Genomic DNA, 25,290 nt, shown 5'->3' on the forward strand with positions numbered 1-25,290 from the left:
TTTTCGCTGCGCCAGCATCAGGCAGCTCTGTCCGCAAAACGGTCATTCGTCGCTACTTTGTTCAATGTCTGCTTCGCGGACCTTCCGGACCTTCACGGCAGTGGCTCGAATGTCCGGTTGCAGCGCTTTTCATCACCACGCCCCGGTAAGGCCAAATGCGCAAGTTCTGGGTCGAATTCAGGTTTTTCAGATGCGAGCATGCTCTTGCCACTGAAAGTTGAGAGTATGGAAACGAACATCAGACAAAAACTGGCTGAGAACAAGTGGAAGGGCGAAATCGGCTTTACCATCGAAAGCCGCGAGCCGGAACGCGTGGTTGCCAGAATGCCGGTAACCGAAGCCGCAAAGAATCCGTTTGGGACGATGCACGCTGGCGCCCTGATCTGGTTTGCCGATATCGCAGCAACCTTGTGTGCCATCGGCGACCTGGACAGCATTGGTGAAGACGGGTCGGGTTTCCCGCTCGCCGTTGATCTTCATACGGTCTTGTCGGGTAACGAAAAGGCGGGCGATTTGATTGCAACCTCCACAACGGTCAAACGCGGCGGCAAGCTCATTGTCATTCGCACCGATGTTCGCGGCGACACGGGGCGGCTGTTGATCGACATGACAACTACGCATCTGCGCGCCGGTTGACCAATTGGATAGGTGCCCGCGGTACTTGCGGCGGGCGCGCATTTCCTTGCCTCAAAGTGTCGTCAGGAAAGCCGTCAACTGATCAATGGTCGCTTCATCCGTGCGTCCATTGGTAACGCAGGCCCGCAAAACCGGTTTTCCCTCGAACACCGCCTTGGAAATCCAGAACCGGCCATCTTCATGAACTGCATCGACATAACGTTGTACAGCGTCGTTCCCTTCCGGCGGAACCATGCAACTCACCCCCATGAGAGACCGGTTTGCCTCCGTCCAACCTGCCTTTCTAAGGTTTTCCGTGAACCGGTTGGTCAGGCGAATTGAGCGTTCAACATGGTCTCCGTAGCCGTCCCATCCGGCAGCACCAAGGGCGAGGAACAGGCGCAACCCCACGAAGCGGCGCGACCACTGGTTGGAATTCACATAGAAATCCTTGGCCGCCTCGCTTTCCGGCATGTAGCTGGCCGAAATCCGGAAAACTTGGGCCGGTATGTCGGGGCGTGAGGTCAGGAACATGCCAGCCCCCATCGTGGTGGCGAACCATTTATGGGCGTCAATCGTGATTGAATCCGCCTGTTCAATGCCATTCAACACCGACCGTCCTGCCGTGCTGGCAATCATCGCGCCACCCCAGGCCGCATCGACGTGAAACCACATGTCATGTTCTTGCGCCAGAGTGCTGCAATCCTTGAGTGGGTCGATCATCCCGGCATTCGTAGTGCCAGCCGTGGCCACGATCAGGACCGGGACGCATCCGCTTTTCAGATCCTCATCAATGGCGGCCGCCAGACAACCCGCGTCCATCTGCCCTTGACCGTCGGTCGCGATCAATCGAACGGCGTCACGTCCAATGCCCGCTGAATGCGCCATCTTCAACCATGCAAGGTGGCTTTCCTTCGAGACGTAAATCGTCGGCTGACCACCGAACGCATAGATGCCCTTGTCGCTGTACTCCGGGCATTTGGCCTGCAAGGCACATAAAACAGCCGTCGAATTGGCCTCGGCCCCACCACTGGTGAAATGCCCCCCGGCCCCCTTGGGAAGCCCGGCGCGCCGGGCCAGTTCATTGATGACATGTTGTTCGATTTCGACAGCAGCAGGCGCATGAGAATACACACAGATTTGCGGATTGAAGGCTGATGCAATCCGATCCGCACATTCTGCGGCAAACGTAGGTGCCGGATTGAACATGCCGAGATACCCCGGATGCGTCATCTGCACGCTGCCAGTGTCGAGCGCATCAATCACCCAGTCCATCAGCGGTTCAAGGTCTTCTGCTTGGTCAAACCGTTTGGACTGCAGCTCTTCCAACCAGTCAGGCGTCAACTCAGCCGAGGTGGCGTTGCGACTGGCATAGTTGCGGCGTGCCTGGCTCAAACGTTCAATCAACGCGTTTTCCGCATCCGTTAACTGATCAAAATCCGGGAAGAGTGCGTCGCGTCCGTGCATCGGGAAATCCTGTGATTGTTCAGTGTGAAACTACCCACACTGAATTGGCACTTCGACCCGAAACATGCGGTATTCACGGGGCTATCATTCCAAGGTTTCTATCCAGATGTGAAACAAAGACGGCTTTCGACACATCGCTTCAAAATGTGCAAAGCACAGCATCGGGCAAATGGGCTCGAAGAAGCCGTTCGCTACACCAGGCGTGAACGACCGCTATGCGGACTTTGCTGCCTTTTGACAGCACGGCGAATGCTGACGCAGAAAATCCTCGCTCCCGCAGCGGATTGCTTTCTGCGCTGCGGCGAAATCCCCTATAGCAGTCCTTCATCATGACAAACCTAGGTGAATCCCAAACCATCATTTCGCCGCGAGCGAATTCAAATCTCGAGTTGCGGGAAAATGCTCGGAATTGCTATCGTGCGGCCTGCGAAACCGGAAATTCGTAGGGCACCGTATTTTTTGGTAAGACACTGTCAAAACGGATCTTCCGCTAGTAGAAAAAGCAGTGTCGAAGCATAGGAACCAGACAAGACCCGACAACTTTTAGCAATCCTTCGCCTCATTGCTTGAAAGTTGGAGGTTTTGGCGGAGATGCTCTACGAAGTAAATTTTAGAATGAGTCCACGTTGATCGGCTCAACCTTAAGATAGTATGATGCGAACAAGTATGTTAGCTCAACCGATGCGGAAACGAGTTCGAAGATGAATGGCCTCGAACCAGACCTGAATATCTCGATGCTCCCGGAAAAGGCGCGTCGGGATGCGTGGGACGATTTCATGGCGGACTTTTGGCGCGTGGGAAGACCCTTGGTTTCTCGTCGGAATCTGGAACTCAGCGTGTCGTCTCGTCAGTTGGAAGACGCCGTGTTCTGCCAATTGGCCATGTCTCCGGCGGAACTCGTAGGCAATAATCACGAGTTCGATTGCGTCGTGATCCGTTACCAGAATGAGGGGCACACGGTCGCAAAAGTGAACGGAGAAACCACCCGGGTGGCACCTGGCTCTCTCACTGTAATGGACTTGTCTGCGACCCGATATTGCTACTGCGACCGCTCTAAGGTCACGTATCTTGCCCTCAGGAAATCGGCCCTTCAAGTCACGCGCCATCCTCTGCGACCGATGACGCATTTTGACAATAGTACACCAGTCGGACGGTTGATGATCGCCAATTTCCTACATCTGGCGAACGAAATTTCGCACAAACCGGAAACAGGCAATGCTTCAGCGATCAACCTGTTCGCGTCTCTGCTCGTCGCCGCGATTACGGATCGCGAGGAAATCAATTCGGAAGACCTGCATACCGAAAGAGCCAAGCGTATTCGCGCAGAACAATACATTTTCTCGCGATCGCTCTCGCTGCCTTTGAACGTTGACGAGATGTGCGCCGCTGTAGGAATGTCGCGATCGACGCTGTATCGCCTGTTTCGCGCAGATGGCGGATTGCAGGCCTATTTGGCCAACCTCCGCCTGGAATACGCACGTGACACGCTTGCCAGTAGTCAGCCAACACGAGGGGCGGTCACATCTGTCGCAACTCGTTTGGGCTATCTCGACACGTCAAGCTTTGTTCGAAGTTTCCGGCGCCGGTACAACTGTAAACCGGGCGATATCTTGGGCTCCGAATACATCGAACCGGACAACGTAGATGCTAGTCGTAATTCGACCCACCTGCATCCAACTCTGACCAGAGAAAGCTCAATCAAACCAAACAAAGGCTTCTTTGAGAACCTGGGCGCGTTGGCAAGAACGAGTGGGACCTTCGACGTAGCACACACATCTAACCATCGTGCAATTTAGTGCGCTAGAGCCTCCGAATAAAACGTCCAGCGAGCGCCATTTGCGCTAAGTCTCACCGCAATTCGCACCCGCTGACTTTCCGCTGGTTCTCAATATCCACAATGCCGCGGGGTATTGTGACCGCGCCCGCATCTCAGAGCGTCGTCGCGGAGGTAGCATGGTCGGCTCGGTTCATTGCCGCAGCGACGACGATCCTTGGTTCGGTTAGTGGCACTCTGTGACAGCGAACTTGAGACGTCAGGCACGTGAGTCAAAAAGTTCAAGCTGATACCGCATAGTTAATCGGCGTTGTGTTGTTTGCTGGCTTGAAGGGTCGCTAAGGGGAAATGGTTACTCTCTTTTCGGAGATGCAAAGTTTGGTGCGATGCGTGGACGAGAGCTTAGTTGAGTACCCTCTGGCGAAGGTTGAGCGGACTGCAAACAAACCAACAGAAAATTTGAATAGGATGGAAACCCTATGAAACAGGCACTCAAGGCGCTCCGGAGTTCGCTTGCTGCACTTGTTTTCGGACTGGCACCTGCAATTGCAACTGCAGAAGAAAAACCTGCTCAGGAAACCTTCTTTTTCGTTCAACATGCGCCCTCCGCATCTCTGGATGACGGCACGTTGACGCTTCATGACGCAGACGAAAATATGATCGTTTTTGCGGATCGTCCGCACCGCCTTGCAGTTGCGGTACCAAGCTCGGAATTGATCAAGATCTGGGGCAAAGGGCAAAACAGCTTTGCCGAGGACCCGCCGAATGCAGCGCTTGTCGGGCAATCCGCAGGCCAACCTGTTTCAATAATCGTTGAACTGACCAACCCAAAGAGGAAAGACGGAAACTTGGTCTTCGATTACACCGTGTTGGAAGGTACTGAGGTCCAATCCATAGAACAGAGCTATTTGGTGATCGACGACAACCCGTTCGCGGAGTTTTACAAAACCATGGCAGATCTGGCAGCCGTTTCCACCGGGGACGCGGGACAATCGACACAGCTGAACGGCGATGTGGGTATGGGTATTCTTTCGCAGGGCGTTTCGTCGAACTGAGATATTTGAGTGCGCTCACCTATCGCGGTGCCCTTCGTAAAGGGGTGCCGCAGCCACGTCATATAGCGTTTGAAGCACTTTGCGCGTCGAAAAGGGAATAGGCATGACTAAGGCAGGCATCTTGAGCACAGGCATTGCCACCACTCTGGCAGCGGGGGTTATTGCGGCTTCTGCATCTGCTGAACAAACGAAAGACCAAGCCAGCTTTCTTTTTGTTCAGCACGCCAGCGTGGCAACGCTGCACAACGGGATCCTGACACTTGAAAACCCGGACGCGAACATGATCGTATTTGCAGATCGCCCGCACCGCGCCGCTGGGGTCATACCAAGTTCCGAACTGCTCAAAGTCTGGAGTGAAGGGCAGGATAGTTTTGCTGACGACCCACCAAACGCTGCGCTGATGGGCCAAGCGGATGGCAAACCTGTCGCGCTGGTCGTCGAACTATCGGACCCTCGGCAATCTGGTGACACACTGACTTTTTCCTACACCATCCTGCAAGGTTCCGCAGTACCTGCCCTTGAGCAAAGCTATCTCGTTATCGATGAGAGTCCGTGGGCAGATATCGAAGGTGGGTGGGATCTTGCGGCAGATGCGTTCACAGGTGGCGGCAATACAATTCAGCTGGATGCAGATTCTGGAGTGTTGGGTTCTCAATCAGATTGAGAAAAACAATTAATCTGGCCCGACGCCGGTTGAATCCGCTGTTTGGTCCGAAGGCTATGATTTCAAATACATTTTTTGAGGGAAATAAGAAACCTCCACCAATTGGACTAAATACTTCCCGGGTTGGCCGCCGGATATCTGGCACCGTTCACGCCTGACTGACATGATGGACCAAGGAGAAAGACAGTGAAAAAGATACGTCTTGTTCTGGCCGGAATCAGCGCTTTGGCTGCACCACTTGCTCTGGCCGAAGAAGCAGATAACAAGACCTACTTGTTTGTTGAAACCGCCACAAAAGCTGAGCTCCAAGATGGGAAACTCGTTCTGTACGGTGTCGACGAAGAGGTGTCGGTGTTTTCTGACCGACCGTACCGCAGCGCCGGTGTCATCAGCCGAGATCACTTCTTTGATATTTGGAGCCAAGGTGAAAACAGCTTTGACGTTGACCCGCCAAATGCAGCTTTGTCGGGTGAGATTGATGAGGAGTCTCATGTATTGATCATCGAGATATCATCCCCGACGGTCGACGGTGAAAAAGTTTCATACAGCTACGATACAATTCAGGGGGATGAGGTTCAGGCGATGGACAATGTGATTATGTTCATCGACAGCTTTTCTTGGCGTCCCCCCTATACCGGGCCAGATGGTGGACTGCCATAAGTGGTATATGTTGTAGAGTCCCGTCAATTCGATCAATCGTGCAGGCTAAATTTCCGTTGCGCCGATTTGAAGGGCCATGAATAGTAGTCTTGCAGCCATCAAATTGCGGATAAGCGAGCATCGCATGACGATAACGAACCAGCTACTCTGCACTTTGTTCGCCATCGGTTTGGTGGGTCCCGCAGCTGCGCAGTCTGACCCGTCGGCACCCAGTGTCGTTGTTGCTCCCGCAACACGGCAGGATTTGCAGAAACAGGATGAATTTGTGGGTCGTGTCGTCGCTGATCAAAGTGTCGACCTTCAGGCTAGAGTGGATGGTGTCCTGCAAGAGGTCAACTTCACCGAAGGTGGGGCTGTCAAAAAGGGCGACGTGCTGTTCCGCATCGAGAAAAGGAAATACGCGGCAAGTGTTGATGCCGCTCAGGCTACTTTGAAAAGCGCTCAGGCTTCTGCGCTCAGCGCCAAAACGGAACTCGACCGGCAACAGACATTATTCGACAAAGGTGATGTTCCCCAGTCCGTTCTGGACACAGCCAAGGCGACGTTTGACGAGGCCCAAGCCTCAGTGGATGAGGCACAGGCCGAACTTGAAATAGCGCAGATCGATCTGGATCATACAGAGATCATCAGCCCACTGGATGGACGCATCGGGTTGTCTGTAGTCGATGCGGGCAACATCGTGGATTCCGACAGCGGTGTTCTAGCAACGGTCACAAGCGTTGATCCCATGCTGGTGAGCTTTTTTGTTAGTGAAACCGTATTGCTGCGTGAACGACGCAATGGATCGATTTCGCCGCAGGGCATCAAACTGGCAACGCAGATTACATTAGCCGACGGTCAGACTTACGGTACGGAAGGCAAGGTAACCTATGTGGGCGACAGCGTCAGTCAGGATACCGATACAATCGAGCTAAGGGCCACATTCTCAAATCCCGAAGGGCTTCTCATTCCTGGTCAGTTTGTCATCGTCACGCTCAGTGGCTCGGACGACACCAAGGTTTTGACCGTGCCGCGCAATGCAGTTCAGTTCGACAAGCAGGGCTATTTTGTGTTTGTCGCGGATGACAAAAACACGATTCACCGAACTGATATCGAAATCGGCACTCAGACCGCAACCAGAACCCAAGTGAACTCTGGCCTGAAAGACGGCGATCGAGTTGTCGTGCAAGGGCTGCAGAAAATTCACGACGGGTTGGTCGTAAAAGCGGTCGATAGTCAGAGTTAGGGCTTGACTTGATCTCTCACTACTTCATCAATCGCCCGCATTTCGCTGCTGTCATCGCGATTTTAATGGTTCTTTTTGGCGCGGTCTGCGTCCGGCTCATGCCCATCTCGGAATATCCGAACATTACACCTCCGCAGATATATGTGACAGCGACATACCCGGGCGCGGATGCGCAAGTCATTCAGGAATCCGTGGCCACACCCATTGAGGAACGCGTGAACGGGATCGACGGCATGCTGTACATGCAGTCCAAAAGCTCGAATGATGGCAGCTATGACCTGAGTGTTTCGTTCGACTTGGGATCCGACCCCAATGTTGCGGCGGTGGAGGTGCAAAACCGCATCGCCCTAGCCAGTGCCGAGTTGCCATCCATTGTGCAACAGCAGGGGATCGAGGTTACCAAACAATCCGGAAATATGATCCTGGTGATCAACCTCACATCTCCTGACGGGTCACGAGATGAGTTGTACCTCAGCAATTACGCGGCCGATTTCCTGCATGATCCACTGCAGCGCCTGCAAGGGGTGGGTGGGGTCTCGCAATTCGGCCAGTTGGAATACAGTATGCGGGTCTGGATCAACCCGGTTCGTATGGCCGCGCTGAATATCACCGCGTCAGAGATTGCCGATGCGATTGAAAGCCAAAATGTTGTAGCAGCCGCCGGACAAGTCGGAGCCCCGCCATTTGGCGATGCCCGCACAGATTTTCAGTTCAAGCTACGCGCCGAGGGTCTACTGCGGGACGCTGAAGAGTTCGGCCGGATCATCATTTCAACGGGCGACGATGGATCGGTCACCCGACTGGAGGATGTGGCACGGATTGAGCTTGGTTCAGCCACCTATGCCGGGTCCTCGCTACTGAACGGCAAGGATACGGCGGCGATTGCGGTGCATCAGGAAAGCACGGCCAACGCGCTAGAGATTTCGGATAACATCCACAACCTGATGGGTGAGCTTTCGAAGAAATTTCCCGAAGGTGTCTCATATGAGATCACCTATGACGTAACAGATGCTGTGCGTGTTTCGATCGAAGACATTCTGAAAACTCTGGCGCTAACAGCAGGCTTGGTGATCGCAGTCACGTTTTTCTTTCTGGCCAGTTTCCGAGCGACAGTCGTTCCCGCGATTGCAATCCCGGTTTCTTTGCTGGGAGCAGTCGCGCTGATCTATGCGATTGGGTTCAGCGCAAACATGATCACGCTGTTTGCTTTGGTTCTAGCCATCACTTTGGTGGTCGATGACGCCATTATCATCATCGAAAACGCCGAACGGATCATGACCGATGAGGGGCTTGAGCCGCGCGACGCCACGCTCAAGGCGATGTCACAGGTCAATCGCCCGATCATCGCGACCACTTTTGTGCTGGCGGCCGTATTTGTTCCGGTGTGTTTCTTTCCCGGAGTGACGGGAACGATCTATTACCAGTTCGCCGCGACAATCATCTTCGCTTTTGTGCTGTCTGCCGTGAACGCACTGACCCTGGCCCCAGTGCTTTGTGCCATGGTACTGAAAGCAGGATTGAAACCAATTGGCCCCTTGCAGTTTGTGCCTGCGGCGGTGTTTTGGATCAGGCGACAATACATGCGGCTTGTCTCGCTGATGTTGAGGTACATCGCGTTCTCGCTGCTTGTCTTTGTCGCTTCTGTCGGGGCTACCATTTACCTCTTCAAAACCGTTCCTACCGGTTTGATCCCGCAAGAGGACAACGGTGTTTTGCTGGCCGCCATGGCGCTGCCAGATGGTGCTTCCCTACAGCGAACCCAGGCCTTTATGGCCAAAGCCGGCGAGGTGATCGAAAAAGCGCCCGGCGTGGACACCGTGACAACAGTGTCCGGCGCCAGCATGCTGACGGGCGTCCGCTCCAATGCCGGAATGGCCATCATCACTCTCAAGCCGTGGGACGAACGCACCAGCCCGGATTTGCATTGGGATGCGATTATGCAGGATCTGGACCATAAACTGGCCACTCTGCCCGAGGCCGAAAGCTATGTGTTTCCCTTCCCAACCATCCACGGGCTTGGATCGACGGGTGGTATCTCGGTCGAGCTTTTGGATCTTGAAAAGGGCGATGGCGCGCAGCTTGACTCCGTCATGAATGCCTTCGTCACAGCCCTGAACGCCGCGCCAGAATTCGTTCGCGCCCATGGCAGCTTTTCCGGTCAGACCCCGCAATACCGATTGTCCGTGGATCGGGATCGCGCTGAAACGCTGGGCGTAAGCGTTTCGGACATCTTCACCGCATTGCAGGCCAATCTCAGCACCTTCTTCGTGGATAATTTCATTCTGTCGGAACGGGTCTATTGGGTCGTCATCTCGGCTGACGCGCGGTTTCGGCAAACGCTGGATGATGTGGACAATATCTACGTCAAAAACAGCGCTGGTGAGTCTCTGCCTTTGCGAAACTTCGTGAGCAGCGAACCAGTTCTCGCACCGGATGCGATCCCGCGATACAACCTGTTCACGGCGGCCTCTGTCAGCGCGCAGTTGGCAGATGGTGTCAGTTCGGGCGTGGGCATCCAGGCTATGCAAGAGATCGCTGACAAAACGCTGCCCGACGGCTTTCGCATCGAATGGTCGGGCGTGACCCAGCAAGAGGTCAAGTCTCAAGGCATGGTCCCCTTCATCATGCTGTCGGCCTTGGTTTTGGCTTACCTGTTTCTTGTTGTTTTGTATGAGAGCTGGATACTGCCGCTGTCGATTATCACCTCAGCCATATTTGCATTATTAGGCGCGCTTGTACCCATTGCCTATTTCCCGTTTATCACGAGCAACATTTTTGCTCAGATTGGAATGGTGTTGCTAATCGGATTGGCTGCCAAGAAAGCCATCATGGTCGTTGAATTCGCCAATCAAGAAAGGTTGTCCGGAACCAGTATCCGTGAAGCCGCCCTGAGAGCGGCAGAAATCCGGTTTCGCCCGGTCACCATGACGGGTCTGTGCTTCATCATCGGCGTATTGCCCCTTGTATTGTCCAGCGGCGCGGGAGCTGCGGCACGCGTATCTATTGGCTATCCTGTACTCTTTGGCATGATTGTTGACAGTACCTTAGGTCTTTTGATGATCCCGATCCTCTACGCGGCGTTCCAGACGCTTAGAGAATTTCTGATTCACTCTACCAAACAACGTCAAATTACTTCCTCTTCCCTTAGGTAGCTTGCCGCAAAGCAAAGCTTGGTAGTGCGAGCGATAGCTGCCATCGTGATAGTTCGCATTGGCGCGCAAGTATGTGAGTTTGTTCCGGCAAATTCGCTGCGCCACGTGAGTGCGGTGCATTGCTACCACTAGATCGATCTGTGGAATTGCAAGCCACCAAACTTGAAACGTCTGGCACGTGAGCCATGCGCCTTAAATTGGTAACCAGTGAGCCATCCGTGTCGTTTTGTTTCCCAGTTTCATGGATACCAAAAGGAAAAAGCGTATTCTTGATTAGTTGTATACTTGCCAGGAAAATTGGGGCGAGAAGAAAGCTGAACAGCGCCACGTTTCCACTTCACGTATCTGGCACCAACTGTGCGAGCCGGCATCTAGATTCAACTTCATACATAACGACCATCCCAACTCTGGAGGTAACTATGAGAGTTTCGGCCAAGCTTTTCGGAGCAGCAACTATATTGAGTGCTCTCGCAGTCTCTGCAATCGCACAAGCCACCAACAATGCATCAGAAGCCGAGAGTTATCTTTTTATTGAAACCGCTGATCGCGCCACGCTAACGGACGACACTATGACTTTACACGGAGTAAGTTCCGATGTCCCCATTTTTGCGGATCGGCCTTACCGTAGTGCGGGGCAAATCAGTCGCGCTGACTTGTTAGACGCGTGGAGCAAGGGGCAGGACAGCTTTGAGTCGGATCCACCTCTAAAAAGCGCTACAAGTAGGGATTCACCTGCAAACAAGGGGATAATCGAAGCTGCTGCAAAGAATGTGAGCGAGCTAATGAAGGTGAATGCAAAACGCTCGTGTGTGTACTTAGGACGTCTCACAAACAGCCATGCTAAGTAGCCTGTGAAAATTAGAATCGCGAATAAGTAAAGCAGTCCAATAACCATCTCAAATTCTCCGTGGCTCATAGCCCGGATGTGAGCCAATTCCGACATTGGCACAGTTGAATCTGTCTAGTGAAGCGAAAACGATGGTTTCTGAGAGTTCCGGGCACGTGTCTGGCAGACAGAAAGAACTTCGCCGCAAAATGCACGCGAAACAGCCTCTCGAAACCCTGGTTCTCGTTGAACACGCATTCATCGAGTTTTTAGAGTTTTGCGAATACCGGACGTTCGCTACGGGCCGACTAAGGTTCAAGTTGGGCTAAAAGCAGACTTTTGACGACACACAAAGGAGGCGATGTCGGCTATGCGGACTTTCTTGTCGTTCAAGGTGATCTAGCGAAAGTCTGTTATCGCGGGTCATCGAACGTCAGCTAAGTCGTTTCGACAAGTCTTATCAGCGTGATTTCTCTATGCTGCGGTATTGAAATCATGTCTCAAATGAGACATATCTGTCTCATGAGTAAAATTCGACCCAAGACGCGCGACGCCATAGTCGAAGCTGCTTTCGACGTGTACTCGAAGAACCAAGCCGCATCACTTGGCGATGTCGCAAAACGCGCCGGTGTAGGGCGTGCGACACTTCACAGGTATTTTTCAAGCAGAACTGAACTGATGCGCTCGCTTGCGCTGACCGCTCTCGCAGAGTTGAGCGAAGCGATTGATAAAGCGACGGAAAATGCAGAATCCTACGAAGAAGGTTTTCAATTGTCTTTGTTCGCTATCGTACCTCTGGCAAATCGCCAGTGGTTTCTGGCCAACGAAGGCATAGATACCGATCCCGCGGTTGCGGCTGCATACCAGGAAAGCCTTGATGCACTTCGACGGGACATTGAGGAAGCGAAACGCGAAGGCGCGTTTGATCCACACCTTCCGTCCGCTTGGATCGTCGAAGCGTACGAGAACCTAACCTACGCTGCCTGGTCTCTTGTGCGGTCTGGCGAAGCGACGCCGAAGCAAGCCGCAGAACTTGCTTGGCGCACTTTTTCAAACGGTTTGAAGGGAAGTTCTTCATGAGTATAGAAGCCCTCACATCACAAGTTGACGACATGTTCTTTCTGATCGGCGCTGCAATACTGCTGATCGAAATTGCTGAGATGGCCTTTAAAGGTAACTTAAAAGCCAAAACTTTCGGCGAGATGTTGGCAAGCGCGTCGACCCAAATCCCATATCTGATCGTCGAGACGTTCATACTGACCGGGGCGTATGGGCTCTATTGGGTGATTTCTCAGAGCTTGCCATGGGGAATACCTGTCACGTGGTGGAGCCTGGGTCTCGTCATTCTGTTGGCAGATATCACCTATTACTGGGAACACCGGATTGCCCATGAGGTCCGTATCCTTTGGACGCAACATGCTGTCCATCATTCCTCGCGAGACATGAACATAGTCACTGGTGTCCGCTTTGGCCCGCTGGAAGGTGTCTGGTCGCTGATCGCCCATTTGCCGTTGGCGTTCATGGGATTTGCGCCTGAAGCAATAATCTTTGGTGTTATTGCCGTGCTGGCTTACCAGACATGGCTGCATACGGAATTGATTGGAAAGCTCGGACCCTTTGAATCGGTCCTGAATACGCCGTCTCATCATCGCGTTCACCACGGCTGTGACGACAAGTATCTCGACAGGAACTACGGCGGCATTCTGATCGTATGGGATCGCCTGTGGGGAACCTTCCAATCCGAGGAAGAAACGCCTCGCTATGGCCTGAAGCGCGACTTCGACAGTCGGAATCCAATCAAAGTATGGTTCTCAGAGTGGCCCGATCTCATTAAGGATATTGGTCAAGCGAAGAGCCCTCGCCAGATCGTGAACATCCTCTGCCGTCCGCCTGGGTGGGTGCCAAAGGACTAAGATTCCTCCAAACCTAACCGCGCAATTCCTTCGCTTGCGGACATTCATTCAATGCGCAGAATTGGTGAGAATGGGCTCAATGCGGACTCTTGACTACACACAAAGGAGCAAAAACGTGCGGAGCTGGTTATCTGGGTTTTGGGCCGCGCAAACGGCGATACCTGGGGGCAGGTTAGACAACACCCTTGCCCTTACTTTGGTTCTGTTTGCATATTTGGTCGGTCGATTGGGCGGCGGTTTTCCCGCACATCTGCTATTGATTTTTGGCCTAAGTGTAATGCTTTTGCGGCTCGCGGCTCGCGGCTCGCGGCTCGCGGCTCGCGGCTCGCGGCTCGCGGCTCGTTGGAATTCGGAAGAGTAGGAGGCTCGTTTTGAGTGCGATTGGTCGCAGAATCGTCAAGTCTCAAGAAGACATGGAAAAAAAAGACTATGAGTCTGCGGCGACAGCAATGTTCCAGGCTCTAGATGCAACTGCGAAAAAGAGATACCCAAAAGAACCTTTTGTTGGAAACCGCGTGCGCTCGCTGATTACAGACCAAGAGGATATCATTTCCAGAATAGGCTTCGGAACAATTGTTATTGGGTCCAATTACGGGGGCGCTACTCTAGCGCAAGCCATTTGGAAATTCGCGCGCAACCCGTTAATTCAGGATGGAGAGCTCGACCCCAGGATGTCGTTCGAAAACGATCTCGGTGTCACAGCAATCGGAGACGTGTGGAATTTTAACCCAAGCTTCTTGATGGGTCTCTCGATTGCAATCGTATCGGCGAAAGAGAACGCCGGGGAAGCCGAGTTTCTGAAAGGTGGCGTTTTTGAAAACGGAGTCTATGTTCCGTTTCAATCAATGTGGGGAGCGGAAGACATGGTGCGCCACATTCTGAGGATAAAGAAGTTGAGCTCCTAGGGCCTCAGTTAGAAGCCTCACCACCCGCTCTGCCGTCCATATATCTGTTTGATGCTGACCGGGTGCCTGCCGCAATTGGTACACCGGGCTTTACCCAAAACGCTGCGTAGGGTTACAACACCGCCCAGCCTATCAACCAGGTCGCTTGGCCGGAAGCTCGCACCGTGGTTACAGCGGACATCATCGCAGTGGATGTATATGCAGTAGTCATCGGAGATACTGGAAATCGGTATGGGCAAGATTCGCATTGTCTCTGCAGGGCATTGCGTGAACACTGTACCTTCGCTGTACGGGATTTGTACGAAACCTTGTCTTTGTTGTCCGAAAGTTCTCGTATTTTTCGACAAGTTGCGAAGGGAGTCCAGCGGAAGTCGTAAAGGTAAGTAGCTGATAAATAATGATGTTTATGGTGCTGCTGGAGAGAATTGAACTCTCGACCTCTCCCTTACCAAGGGAGTGCTCTAACATGCACTATGTCGCGCTGAGTAACTAGAAACAATTGAAATCTTTTATATTTGGCCGTGGCGAGTTATGTCTTGTTATGATGGGTATGCATGACGGTGGTCGCCATGTGGTCGCCAGTGAGGAAAATAGTTCATGTCGCAATATACCCTCAAGATTCTACCAATCAGCCCGAAACCAAGCGCCCAGCGCCGGACCCTGACTGAATCTAAGGTCCGCTCGGCCAAAGCCCGCAACCAAAGATACGAAATCAACGACACCGATGTTCCGGGTCTCGCATTGCGCGTCGGCACCGATGCTAAGGTCTACATCCTACGCTCGCGACTCGGGACCGGTCGCACAGCCAAGCGCGTTCAGATCAAGATCGGAGACACCCGCACGATCACACTCAAGCAGGCGCGCTACCTTGCACGTGCTCACGTCCTCGATCTGCGCAAAGGGATCGACCCTCGCGCCCCTCAAACCGGTGCAATCCATACTGCCCAGCTTCTAGCTCTTTACGAACAGGACCTGATCGCGCGCCAGATCGTGCGCACCAAGGACATGATGCAGTCGCTGCGTAAAAACCTTCACCCGCACCGCGCCCGACCCATTGGCGATCTGTCCCGCCTCGACCTGACTGCTATAATCGATAGTATCGAGAAATCTGGTCGACCTGGCGCTGCGGCCTACTTCCGCAAGAACGCCACCGGCTTCCTGAACTACGCCACAGACAAGGGGCATATACCTGTCTCGCCTCTCTCGGGCTACCGCAGACCGCGCCAGACGCGCGCGCAACGGCTCTCAGGCGATCAATGGACAATGACTTCCACTGACCAGATCGTGCGTTTCCTGAAGGCCCTCAGCGCCTCTCCCGATCCGATCTTCCAAGCCTACCTGCGCTTCACCCTTCTGACTGGTCAGCGCCGCAACGAAATCGCACATATGCGCTGGACGGAGCTTGACGCAAAACTCACGATTTGGACGATCACTGCAAACCGGACTAAGACCGGAACCGAACACTCGGTCCCGCTCGGAGACTTGTCCCGTGCTTTGCTCAAAGACTTGGCCAAACTGACAGGCGCAAAACCAGGCAAGACAGATACGCTGGTCTTCCCCAGCGCTCGAAAACCCGACGTAGCCATGTCGGGTTGGTCCAAGCGGATAATCCCGGTCCGCAAAGCATACGAAGACGCCCGCCTCTCTATTCACGGCCTGCGCCGAACTTTTCGCACTGGCTTGACCGAACTCGGTATCGACTTCGACACCGCAGAACGCATGATCGCGCACAAGCGCCCCGGTCTTTCTGGGATCTACGACAAATCCACGATCCTTGAACGAAGGATTGAAGCCCAGAGCCGGTGGGAGGGAATGCTTTCCGAACTCGAAGAATGCAAGTGACTTTGGTGGCAGCTGGGAAGGTGATCACAGTTCAGCTGGGAAATCCATTCCCGGAATGCCCGTCCACCTGATCCTCTAGGTACATAAAAGAGACCTACCTCGCTACCGAATGGCAAGGAAAACTAAAAACCTTTGTGTTCGGCGAGCCCAAGTGCGTTCTGGTAAACCCATTGCAATCTCAACGCATTGCTTTGCGCGCCTTGACCCGTTGACTACTACTTATGCGGCGTTATTGTCATTCCTATAGCTTGTATGAGGCCAATCGGCACCCTCACCAACCCTTAACTTATGGGGCGGTGCAGATTGCCGAATTTTCCTGCTCCCGCCCAGGAGCAAGAACTATGACGATACAGCCTGATCATCTTTATGCCGACCATGATGTAGCAGCACTCTGCGGGGTGTCGGTTCATTCGGTTAGGCGTTGGCGCGCCAACCGCATCGGTCCTCAGTTTGTCCGTATCGGTGTGCGCAAAATCCGGTACCGCGGCGCAGATATTCTGAGCTGGGTGGACCGGCTGCCAACCGGCGATGTGATTGATGACAGAGCAGCCTGAGACTCGAAAACTCTCAATCCATCAATAATCCGCTGGTTGATCCGTATGAAACGCGAACGAGGGAAAGAGTAATGTTCCTCGCTGAAGAAGCACTCAAGATCCTCATCGATGCCATCGAAAACGATCTTTACCCTGATGATTGGGAGCTTACGGGCGACGAAAGTCGTATCACAATGCACGGTCCAAATGACGCGGTGTTCGAGTTCGAGTTTACAGACCACGGATGGGCCGAGACAATCGCCTCAGAAGTCCAAAATGCCGAAGCCGCAGGCAAGGCACGAAAGGAGGAGCAAAGGAAAAAGATTGAGGCCGAACGCGCCGCAATCGACATCACCCAGCTCAAACAAACGCTCATCCAAGAAGGTAAAAAACCGGCGCGCGGACTGTCTCGCATCCTCGGCGAAATCTGCGCGCGAGGAAAAGTGACTGTCATTGCATCACATGGCGGTATGTCCAAATCGACACTCGCGCATACCCTCGCCGCTGGCATCACCATCGACAGGGCACTCATCGGGCCAGATGTTGTCGAAGGTTGCCCATGCCTCTTTCTCGGGCTCGAGGACGATCAAGATTTCAACGACCGAACTGCTTACGCGATACGAAAGGCAAACCAGATTTACGGCAATCCAAAGCACGATCTGCACGTCATAGGAGCAGATATGCTAAGCAGGATTTTCCATTTCAATACCGGGCAAGGCCTCCAATACCTCTGGAACAATGGAAAAGATATCGCGGTCGATCCGATCATTCGCGCTAAGCTCTCCTCTCTCATCCAACAGACGAATGCAGGAGTGGTCATTGTCGATCCAATTGCCGTTCTCTACGGCGGAACACAGATGACCAACGAGGCTATGAACCTCTTGATCCGAGATTTTGCCGCACTCGCGGTTGAACTCAATATTGCAATCATCCTCATAAGCCACGCCCGAAAGCCAAACTCAAAAGGGCCGATCACGCAGCACGATGTTAAACACGGCGGCGAACTCGTGGACGCATCACGATGCACGATCATAATTGATAAATTATCAGAGAAGATCAAAACCCAATGGGAAAACGCTGTTGATAGCACGGAACCACGCAGAGAACTCGACAGCGTCCGAATGGCCACCGTTATGAAAACCAACATGGGCCAAGAGGGGTATCGTTTCTACTACACTGTATTTGGACAATCCGTTGAATGCGCTGACGGAAAAACTGAAACCGTTGGGGCGTGCAAAGCTTGGACCCCGCCAGACCTCATTCGCGTTGTCGATCTGACCCTTTGGCACTTCCTTCGCCCTCGGATAGAACAGGAGTTTATCAAAGCTGCGCCGCAGGCAAAGCCGAACCTGAAAACCGTCATCGAGGATTTGTCCAATGGCACGCACGACGTGAAGGCCGTCATCAAGGCGATGGAGAAAGCAGGGTGGATCGCAGTCGAACTACAACGCGATCCTGCGGCCAATGGACGGGACAGGGTGAAAAGGATCGTGATCGGACCCACGCCCCCTGAAGAATGATCGTCGGAGTAGTATTAGTTCTACATATAGAAACTCCGACACTCCGACGCCGACGCTATGGCGCAGCATTTCCCCTAACTGGGAGGGTCGCTAGACGCTTCCCCTTCAAGTTGGGAATGCGCGAAAACGTCGGAGATGTGCCAAAAGGGGCGGCACGTACGCCTTGAACGTATCCACTCAGCCGTTCAGGCTCCCCAAAATCAACTTCTTCCTGCTTCCGCCGAGCGCCACTCTGCAAGAAACTAACGCTCGTCCAAGAGGCCGACTTGCCTCCGCGCATAGATCCAGGCGCGTGTGTCGAGGCGACCTTCAATACGCGCCCACAGTGCGAGTAGAAACCTTTCATGGTCCGATCGTGGCACCAGCTCAGCCCAGTTCTGAGCAAATTCCCTTCTAACCTCTTGTGGAACATCGCGGGCTGCAACGCGTGCAAGCCGTCGTCCCATCTTGACCATCCGGTTCCGCTCATTGGTAGGTCCTGTAGGAGGTTCAGGCTTTTGACGCGCAGACTTGGTGCGCCCTCCGGCGCCATGCATTCGGCACACGGTCCATCCAGGACGGCGGCACCGCTTGCAGCGTTCGCCACTGCGTTTGCTGGTGGCGGTGCATTGCAGGTGGGGGTACTTCGACGGGGAAAACCTAAACTCGATCAATTCGCGATCTCAGAAGTTGTCTGCACAAGTAAGCTACCATAAAGTTCATCTTATTGGACCTTTTTCGAGTGCGCATATTCACTAAGAAGGTATATCTGTTTGCTTCTCAAGACCTTGTTTTTCGGGAGCGTATCGATGCCATTTGAGATCGGTTGAGAATATAGCCGACTTCGCGACATCCACGATAAATATGGTGGACAACGTCAGAGCGGTATTGCGCCAATCTCGGCTTATCCGCTTATCTTTGTTTTCACTGGCAAGACCGGTGAAACCTACGGATACCCGACTCTTCCCTTGTCGCCCGTAAGCTGATGGACAATCCGCGTGTGCCGTGTGCCTCACCTGCGTATCTTGAGCAGCATGGTTTTCCTGAAAGGTAGTGCAACTACCCGTTCGTATCGAATTGGGGCATGAACGACGCTGAGGGTTAAATTCGACACCGATCCAACGGCAAGTACGGTTTCCAGCCTACGCTTTCATAACCTGCGCGGTGCCAGGCGCGACTTTTAGCATCGTTCTGGGTTTGCTCCGGGATCGCGATCTAACTCTGCACGTGGGTGCCCTGGTTGAATGACTTTTCCGTCAGCCCGAGACCGGATGACGTAACCAGGACCATTCCGTCCCGGCGCGCAACGCTCCACCCTGAAATTAGGCGGCCGATTCCACGCTCAGGACCTCAACTGCCTTGATGTGCGGGCCGACTTGGTACTCGATTCGATCCCCGGCAGCCGCATCAATAAGCGCTTCTCCAAGCGGCGTGTTGGTTCCCACAATCCCCTCAACCGGCGCATTCTTTTTGTCGCTGAGTACGAAGGACATCTCTTTCTCATCGTCGAGTTTCAGCACTCGAACCCTCGATCCCGCTTGCGCGTAATCTGAAAGACGCATTTCGATCTGTGGCGCCAGAGCAGGGACCTCCTTTTCAATCAGATCCGGCAGATCTGGCTGCAGAGGCCGAGGTGTCGTGTCCGCCGCGGGCGGCAAGGTAGGTGGGCTCTCCTGCGCAGGCGGTCGCTCAGGCGCTATGTCAGCAAGCCTTAATTGGGGCTTTTTCGAATGCTCTTTTTTAAGGGCATCCAGGCGCGTGGTTAAAACCTCTTTGATCCTGCTGGTCTCGCCTTCTTGGTTGGTAAACCAGTCCGTTGACCAGATTCTGTGCAAATCCCAGCCGCGGCTGCGCAGGATATCCTCGCGCAGCCGGTCGCGGTCCCGCGCCGAGGTCGAACTGTGATAGGTCGCCCCGTCACATTCGACGCCCATCAAAAACCCGTATGGCCATTCGGGATGACGTATGCCTAGATCCACGCGGAAGCCCGCGACACCGACTTGCGGTACAGCCTCAAATCCCATCTGTTCAATCACCCGCGCCACGTGCGCCTCAAAGGGGCTTTCCACCTCGCCCCCGCGGGCTGTGTCCTCGGCAATATGGCCTGTCGCACAATACTCCAGCCAGGCCCGGAACATGCGCACTCCCTTGGCTTTGCTGTCATCCGCGCGAATGTCAGACGGTTTCATGGAGGTGAAGGTCACGATTTTCTGCTTGGCTCGACTGAATAGGACATTAAGACGCCGGTGCCCGTGAGCGCTGTTGATTGGACCAAAGCGCTGATGAACTGTGCCGTCCTTTTGCTCAGGCCCGTAAAGCGTCGATATGAACATTACGTCACGCTCGTCGCCCTGTATCGTCTCGAGGTTCTTGATAAAGAACTCTTCCAGCGCATCGTCGCGCTCTTCCCATTCGCGCACATAGGCCTGAACCTTGGGATTGCGGTCGCGCTCCCGCTCGAATGCCTCGATCAGCAGGTTTTTCTGGTCAGTGTTCATGGTACAGACACCGAGCGATTTGTCCGGTGATGTCTCCATATGACGCACAACCGCGCGAATGACGGCCTGCGCTTCAATGTCATTAGTGCCCGATTTGTAAAGACCGCCTGTCTCCTGCAGATGCACGCCGAGTTCCGGATCCGCCTCATTGGCACTCGGGAAGATCGTCAGCTTGCCGTCATACATCCATTCATTGGAAAACTGGATAAGGCCGGAGTGCTTTGAGCGGTAATGCCAGCGCAACTGCCGGATTGGCGAAAACGAATTATTCGCCATATCCAGAACACTTTCACTGTCCTCGCGCAAATCGTCGTCGAGCTCTGAGTCGTCCAGCATCTTGTTGAAAAAATTCGTGGGCGGCAGCTGCTTGGTATCCCCGACAACAACCGCCTGGGTTGCACGCCGCAAGGCGCCGATCGCATTTTCCGGGGTCATCTGCGAGGCCTCATCAATGACCACGAGATCGAACTGCAGATCATCATGCAAATACTGCGCCACTGCCAGAGGCGACATCATCCAACAGGGCTTTAATTCCAGAAGGGCGCGTCCGGCGCGTTTGGTCAGGGCGCGTGCCCCGATGCGATTTCGCTTTTTTGACCGCTCATTGAAAATCAGGGCCATGTCCGTATAGGTCGATTTGCGCCCCACTCCATTGCCGGCAGGAGGCTTGGCACCACGCAAAATTGTGTTGCGTACCACGGATTGCGACATCTGGATCAGGCGGCGGTCCTTCTCCGCAATGTCCGCCCGAATGCGGGCGAGATCCGTGCCGTCGGCAAGCCGCAGCACATCACCCGCCTCCGAAATTGCGAGATCGGCGGCGGATTTGGCCAGGATTGCCGCAGCTGCCTCTTCAGGCGTGACAGGCGGCGTTTCCGTCTCCTTCAGCCAGGTCACGTAGGTACCGTACCCTTCCTTACGCAAGTCCTCTTCAAGCCGCTGCGCGCGGGAGCAGTCTATAAAGGCGGTGGATGTGTCGCGTGCCAGCTCGAGATCCGCAATCTGGCCGCGCAAGACCGTCAGGTCCCTCCAGCTGTACGGAAGCTCCAAGTAGTCCGCAAAAGCCTCCGCTGCCTGTTTGAGGCGCGCGACGCGTGGCACAAAGCCGGTGAGCGCTTTTTCAATATCCGCAATCTGACCGGATCGAAGAACCGAGGCCGCGTGTGCCGGGTTATCCGACTTGGAGACCTCTCCGAAAAGGCTCGTCAAGGCCTTCAGAACGGGCAATGGTTGGCGCCGGAGCACCTCTGGCACCTCTCTGTCTCCATCAAAGCCGTCAAGATCAGCCCGGGCGTCCCGCATCCGAGTCAACGTATCGATCAGACGGCGGACGTCCTCTGCGGTTATCGCCGGCTTTTTAAACAACCCGGCATGATCTTTCATAGCGCTGAGCGCGCGTTCACTCGCCTCTTTTAGTGTTGTTGCCTTAGTATTGGCCTCTGTCAGCTCGGTCGGTGTGAGCCTCTCATCAAAATCCGCAGTTCTTTCTGTTCCCAAAAGGGCGGGGAAGTCCGCCATATCGATCTGCGTCAATTGCTCGGCGATATCCATCCGACCCTGCAGGCGCTCATTGGCAAGCGTTTTCAACCGGCTGAGATGCGCGAGGCGATCAAAATCGGTATCGATCCCTTTGAATGAAAGCCCTAGCGCCATAACCGCAGCCTGATCTCTCTCAAAGCTCAGAATGTCTTCCAGCAAATCCCGCGCTGCGCGCATGTCCGCCACGCGACTTTCTCTCGAAGTCTTGGAGGCAAGTCCGAGCATGTCCGTCTCGGTCTTCAGCGCAGCTTTATAGGCTTTGCCCATGCGGCCGAACATGCCGGTGGCCTCAAGCGTATCCGCGGCGGTGCCCAGCCTGTTAATGTCGCTGCGAGTTGCAGAACGCGCAGACAAGGACGGCATCTTGTGCTGAAAGTCGTTCAGTCGTGTTTTGAGCTCCTCTGCACGCTGGCGCACAATGCCGATACTGCTGTCTGCACCAGCCGGTAGGGTCAGTATTTCCTTGCGCGCCGAGGCATCGAGCTTTGCCATTTCCTGCAACAGCAATTTCACGGATGTCACGGGCTGATCAAGAGCGACCCATGCCTGCGGCAGGCGCGCAAGCTCGGCCAAAGGGGCTTCAAGCGTCGCAAGGCTTTCACGTGCTGTTGCAATCCGCGCCTCAAGCGCCTCGGGATCCAACCGGTCAAGTCCCTCCGACTTAAGGAAGGCCACAGCTGCCTCCAAGCGTCGCCCAAGATTTGGGGCATCGGCGTCGGTTACCGCTTCGGACAGCCTGAGCCCTTCCGACAGGACTTCTTCGCCGAGGGCCACACGGTCCTCCAAGGCGCGACGGGAGCCAGAGGCCAGCAAGGCATCGGTGACCTCAGGGCCTAGAAGATCCTCATGCGGCTCGGCCACCTTCAAAAGCGGCAGAATCGCAGCAATACCGTCTTCAGTGAGACCATTGGCAAAGAGCGGTGCCGCCGGCGAAGCGGCTAGATCCGCGTCAAGACTGCTGACATCCGCAGCAAGCTCCCCGGCCATTTCGGCCATGTCATCGGCGTCGTCGCGGCTGAAAACCTGTTTCTGCGCCTCACGCCACACTGGCGATGCTCCGGCCAGGTCAGACAGGCGCGACCCGAGTTCAGCCATACGACCGATCAGGGTCTGCTTGTGGTCCGGTCCCATCGATTTGATGCCCGGGACATCCATGCGGCGCACATTGCGGGGCAGGGCTTTCAGAACATCGTTCTTGGAAATCGCATGCCCCAGGACGTCATGCACCGTTTCAGATCCGAACGGCGCAGATATCGCGTCGACATAGGATTGCAGCTCGGAACGTCGCGTTTGGAAGTGCGACCGGTTCTGATCATAACGGGTTTCAATATTGTTACCGCACGCTCGGGCCTCCAGCCGCTCCTCAAGGCTTTCATAAACGCGCTCCGTGGCGGAACGCCCCGCCTGCAGCGGCAGAATAAATTCGCCAAGCCCCACATGCTGCATGCGGTTGCGCACCACATCGAGCGCGGTTAGTTTCTCGGCCACGAAGAGGACTTTCTTGCCCTGCGCCATGGCACTGGCAATGATGTTGACGATGGTCTGTGATTTGCCGGATCCGGGCGGTCCTTCGATGGAGGTACTTTCGCCCGAGGCCACGTCGATCATGGCAGAATACTGAGAAGCATCCGCATCCATCACAAGATACGGCGCTTGGCGCTCGATCTCGGGGGCATCGACGTCATGTTCTTCGGCATAGCTGCCATCGCCAATGGCCGTTGTGCCGAGAAGCCGGGCGACAAGCGGGTTGTCCGCTACCGATTTGTTCGTTGGATTGAGGTCATGGTACATCGCAATTTTCGAGGACGGGAAAATCCCGATGACCACTTCGCGGCGCACCTTCCAGTGAAACCCGGGTGGCGCGAGTTCTGTAATCCGAGTAAACAAATCCTCTGCGCCCTCGTCCTCTTCCAGGTCGAGATCAATGCCGTGTTCGTTCTTTAGCTTCAGTGCAAGGCTCATGTTGAAAACCGCCTGCTCCGTGCCACGAATGTAAAACTCCGGCCCTCGCGGGGTTTGCTGCCGCTCAATCGCACTTTCTACCAGCATGAGGGGACTGACAAAATTCGTGTTCTCATGGGGTGGGCGCCATTCCAGCAGGCCAATGGCTGTTTGCAGCACATTGACGCCGGTCTCCCGCTCATAAGCATGCGCCCGCTCCCTTAATCCCTTTCCGAAACGGGTCAGGCGGTCAGGGGCGAGAAGTGTTTGGATGTCATTGTCATCGTGCCGCCCGTCTTCATGCATATCATCAGGCAGGGGCAGGTCGTATTCCGGACGGATGCCATGCGCCTTTGCATGGGCTTCGAGATTAGGCTTTTCCTTGCTCTGACGTGGCGGTAGCCCCAGGTCGTCCCGGATCTGGTCTTTGAGATCGCGTTCGAGACTGAGCTCCGCTTCCGCGAAACCTTTCTCTTCCGGATCAAGCGCCTCAAGAGCTGCTAAGAATTCTTCATCTGTCCGGCGTTTTTCAGAGAGCGCGGACAGGAAGGTTTCTGTCTTTTCGTCAGGACGCTCTTCATCAAAATCCGGGAGGGGTACCAGGCGCATGCGGCCGCGGTTGGTCAGCTTATGGCGCAGGATATCCGGCAACTCATCCACCACGCGCACGTGTGAGGCACTGCCGGCGCGAAAAGGGACATTGATCAGTGGATTGCGGCGCGAGCCATCCACGAGGCGTTTGCGCAACTCCTCGACCTTGCTGGCGACGAGGTCTACGACATCAGGGTTTTCGTGCGGTGCGCTGTTTCTCATGTTGGTGCCTTATTTTTTCTTTGTTCTGCTTGCGGCGGGAAGCAGAAGCTGTGAGGCACTACCTCACCTGCAAGATTTTCCAATACTTTAACTGTCATATCAGGCCAATAGAATCAGTGTCGGTAATAGTGTCAACGCGTTGCATCCGCTTGTTATATCCGGACAAAAGCTTATGACCTTGCGCCAAATCAAGTTTCCATGGCGGCAACGTACGCGCGCTGCAGGTATTCGTGCCTTTTTAGAAACACATGTGACACATGGATGAAATCTTCACATCGATAAACGGTAAGAAGGCAGCCGAACTCTGCTGTGCAACGAATGGCGAATTGGTCCGCAAAGTAGAAGTTCAAGCAAGTTGCAGCGAATGAC

General features: G+C 54.4%; 15 protein-coding genes. 13 read left to right on the forward strand and 2 right to left on the reverse strand.

The window, feature by feature from the left end:
* Positions 1–225 precede the first annotated feature (225 nt).
* Entirely contained in the window at positions 226–636 is a 411-nt protein-coding gene (locus GOV38_RS09000; RefSeq protein ID WP_170335427.1) for a PaaI family thioesterase, read from the forward strand.
* A 51-nt stretch (positions 637–687) separates the two neighbouring features.
* Here GOV38_RS09000 and GOV38_RS09005 read toward each other — a convergent pair whose 3' ends face one another.
* Positions 688–2,082, reverse strand: coding sequence for a pyridoxal-dependent decarboxylase (locus GOV38_RS09005; RefSeq protein WP_171208905.1), 1,395 nt, complete (start codon positions 2,080–2,082; stop codon positions 688–690).
* A gap of 701 nt (positions 2,083–2,783) precedes the next feature.
* Here GOV38_RS09005 and GOV38_RS09010 point away from each other — a divergent pair.
* From GOV38_RS09010 to GOV38_RS09065, 12 genes are all read left to right on the forward strand, one after another.
* Complete coding sequence (locus GOV38_RS09010; protein WP_171208904.1) at positions 2,784–3,878, forward strand: AraC family transcriptional regulator; 1,095 nt, start codon at positions 2,784–2,786, stop codon at positions 3,876–3,878.
* A 457-nt stretch (positions 3,879–4,335) separates the two neighbouring features.
* Complete coding sequence (locus GOV38_RS09015) at positions 4,336–4,911, forward strand: hypothetical protein (protein WP_170624451.1); 576 nt, start codon at positions 4,336–4,338, stop codon at positions 4,909–4,911.
* A gap of 103 nt (positions 4,912–5,014) precedes the next feature.
* Entirely contained in the window at positions 5,015–5,575 is a 561-nt protein-coding gene (locus tag GOV38_RS09020) for a hypothetical protein (protein WP_171208903.1), read from the forward strand.
* Positions 5,576–5,761: 186 nt separating this feature from the next.
* Positions 5,762–6,235, forward strand: a complete 474-nt coding sequence (locus GOV38_RS09025) for a hypothetical protein (RefSeq protein ID WP_171208902.1) — start codon at positions 5,762–5,764, stop codon at positions 6,233–6,235.
* A 124-nt stretch (positions 6,236–6,359) separates the two neighbouring features.
* Complete coding sequence (locus tag GOV38_RS09030; protein WP_171208901.1) at positions 6,360–7,460, forward strand: efflux RND transporter periplasmic adaptor subunit; 1,101 nt, start codon at positions 6,360–6,362, stop codon at positions 7,458–7,460.
* A gap of 8 nt (positions 7,461–7,468) precedes the next feature.
* Complete coding sequence (locus tag GOV38_RS09035) at positions 7,469–10,612, forward strand: efflux RND transporter permease subunit (RefSeq protein ID WP_171212987.1); 3,144 nt, start codon at positions 7,469–7,471, stop codon at positions 10,610–10,612.
* A gap of 1,348 nt (positions 10,613–11,960) precedes the next feature.
* On the forward strand, positions 11,961–12,518 hold the full coding sequence (locus tag GOV38_RS09040; RefSeq protein WP_171208899.1) for a TetR/AcrR family transcriptional regulator: 558 nt from the start codon (positions 11,961–11,963) through the stop codon (positions 12,516–12,518).
* Positions 12,515–13,351 (forward strand): sterol desaturase family protein, encoded by an 837-nt coding sequence (locus tag GOV38_RS09045; protein WP_171208898.1) that lies wholly within the window; start codon positions 12,515–12,517, stop codon positions 13,349–13,351. Before GOV38_RS09040 ends, GOV38_RS09045 begins: the two co-directional genes overlap by 4 nt.
* 371 nt (positions 13,352–13,722) lie before the next feature.
* Entirely contained in the window at positions 13,723–14,256 is a 534-nt protein-coding gene (locus GOV38_RS09050; protein WP_171208897.1) for a hypothetical protein, read from the forward strand.
* A gap of 597 nt (positions 14,257–14,853) precedes the next feature.
* The gene (locus GOV38_RS09055) at positions 14,854–16,098 is read left to right on the forward strand and encodes a site-specific integrase (RefSeq protein ID WP_171208896.1); all 1,245 of its coding nucleotides are present in this window, start codon (positions 14,854–14,856) and stop codon (positions 16,096–16,098) included.
* A 341-nt stretch (positions 16,099–16,439) separates the two neighbouring features.
* On the forward strand, positions 16,440–16,652 hold the full coding sequence (locus tag GOV38_RS09060; protein ID WP_171208895.1) for an AlpA family transcriptional regulator: 213 nt from the start codon (positions 16,440–16,442) through the stop codon (positions 16,650–16,652).
* A gap of 71 nt (positions 16,653–16,723) precedes the next feature.
* A complete protein-coding gene (locus GOV38_RS09065; RefSeq protein ID WP_171208894.1) occupies positions 16,724–18,151 on the forward strand; it encodes an AAA family ATPase in 1,428 nt (475 codons plus the stop codon).
* A 1,301-nt stretch (positions 18,152–19,452) separates the two neighbouring features.
* On the opposite strand, the gene GOV38_RS09070 is transcribed toward GOV38_RS09065, so the two are convergent.
* Positions 19,453–24,921: a DUF4011 domain-containing protein gene (locus tag GOV38_RS09070; RefSeq protein WP_171208893.1), complete on the reverse strand. Its 5,469-nt coding sequence runs from the start codon at positions 24,919–24,921 to the stop codon at positions 19,453–19,455.
* Positions 24,922–25,290 lie beyond the last annotated feature (369 nt).

It is taken from the genome of Ruegeria sp. HKCCA5839, from assembly GCF_013035585.1.
Taxonomy (GTDB): domain Bacteria; phylum Pseudomonadota; class Alphaproteobacteria; order Rhodobacterales; family Rhodobacteraceae; genus Ruegeria.

Bases quoted from the DNA above. Each gene is read 5' to 3' on its own strand.
- GOV38_RS09000 (WP_170335427.1), top strand. From the start codon at position 226: ATGGAAACGAACATCAGACAAAAACTGGCTGAGAACAAGTGGAAGGGC.
- GOV38_RS09005 (WP_171208905.1), bottom strand. From the start codon at position 2,082: ATGCACGGACGCGACGCACTCTTCCCGGATTTTGATCAGTTAACGGAT.
- GOV38_RS09010 (WP_171208904.1), top strand. From the start codon at position 2,784: ATGAATGGCCTCGAACCAGACCTGAATATCTCGATGCTCCCGGAAAAG.
- GOV38_RS09015 (WP_170624451.1), top strand. From the start codon at position 4,336: ATGAAACAGGCACTCAAGGCGCTCCGGAGTTCGCTTGCTGCACTTGTT.
- GOV38_RS09020 (WP_171208903.1), top strand. From the start codon at position 5,015: ATGACTAAGGCAGGCATCTTGAGCACAGGCATTGCCACCACTCTGGCA.
- GOV38_RS09030 (WP_171208901.1), top strand. From the start codon at position 6,360: ATGACGATAACGAACCAGCTACTCTGCACTTTGTTCGCCATCGGTTTG.
- GOV38_RS09040 (WP_171208899.1), top strand. From the start codon at position 11,961: ATGAGTAAAATTCGACCCAAGACGCGCGACGCCATAGTCGAAGCTGCT.
- GOV38_RS09045 (WP_171208898.1), top strand. From the start codon at position 12,515: ATGAGTATAGAAGCCCTCACATCACAAGTTGACGACATGTTCTTTCTG.
- GOV38_RS09055 (WP_171208896.1), top strand. From the start codon at position 14,854: ATGTCGCAATATACCCTCAAGATTCTACCAATCAGCCCGAAACCAAGC.
- GOV38_RS09060 (WP_171208895.1), top strand. From the start codon at position 16,440: ATGACGATACAGCCTGATCATCTTTATGCCGACCATGATGTAGCAGCA.
- GOV38_RS09065 (WP_171208894.1), top strand. From the start codon at position 16,724: ATGTTCCTCGCTGAAGAAGCACTCAAGATCCTCATCGATGCCATCGAA.
- GOV38_RS09070 (WP_171208893.1), bottom strand. From the start codon at position 24,921: ATGAGAAACAGCGCACCGCACGAAAACCCTGATGTCGTAGACCTCGTC.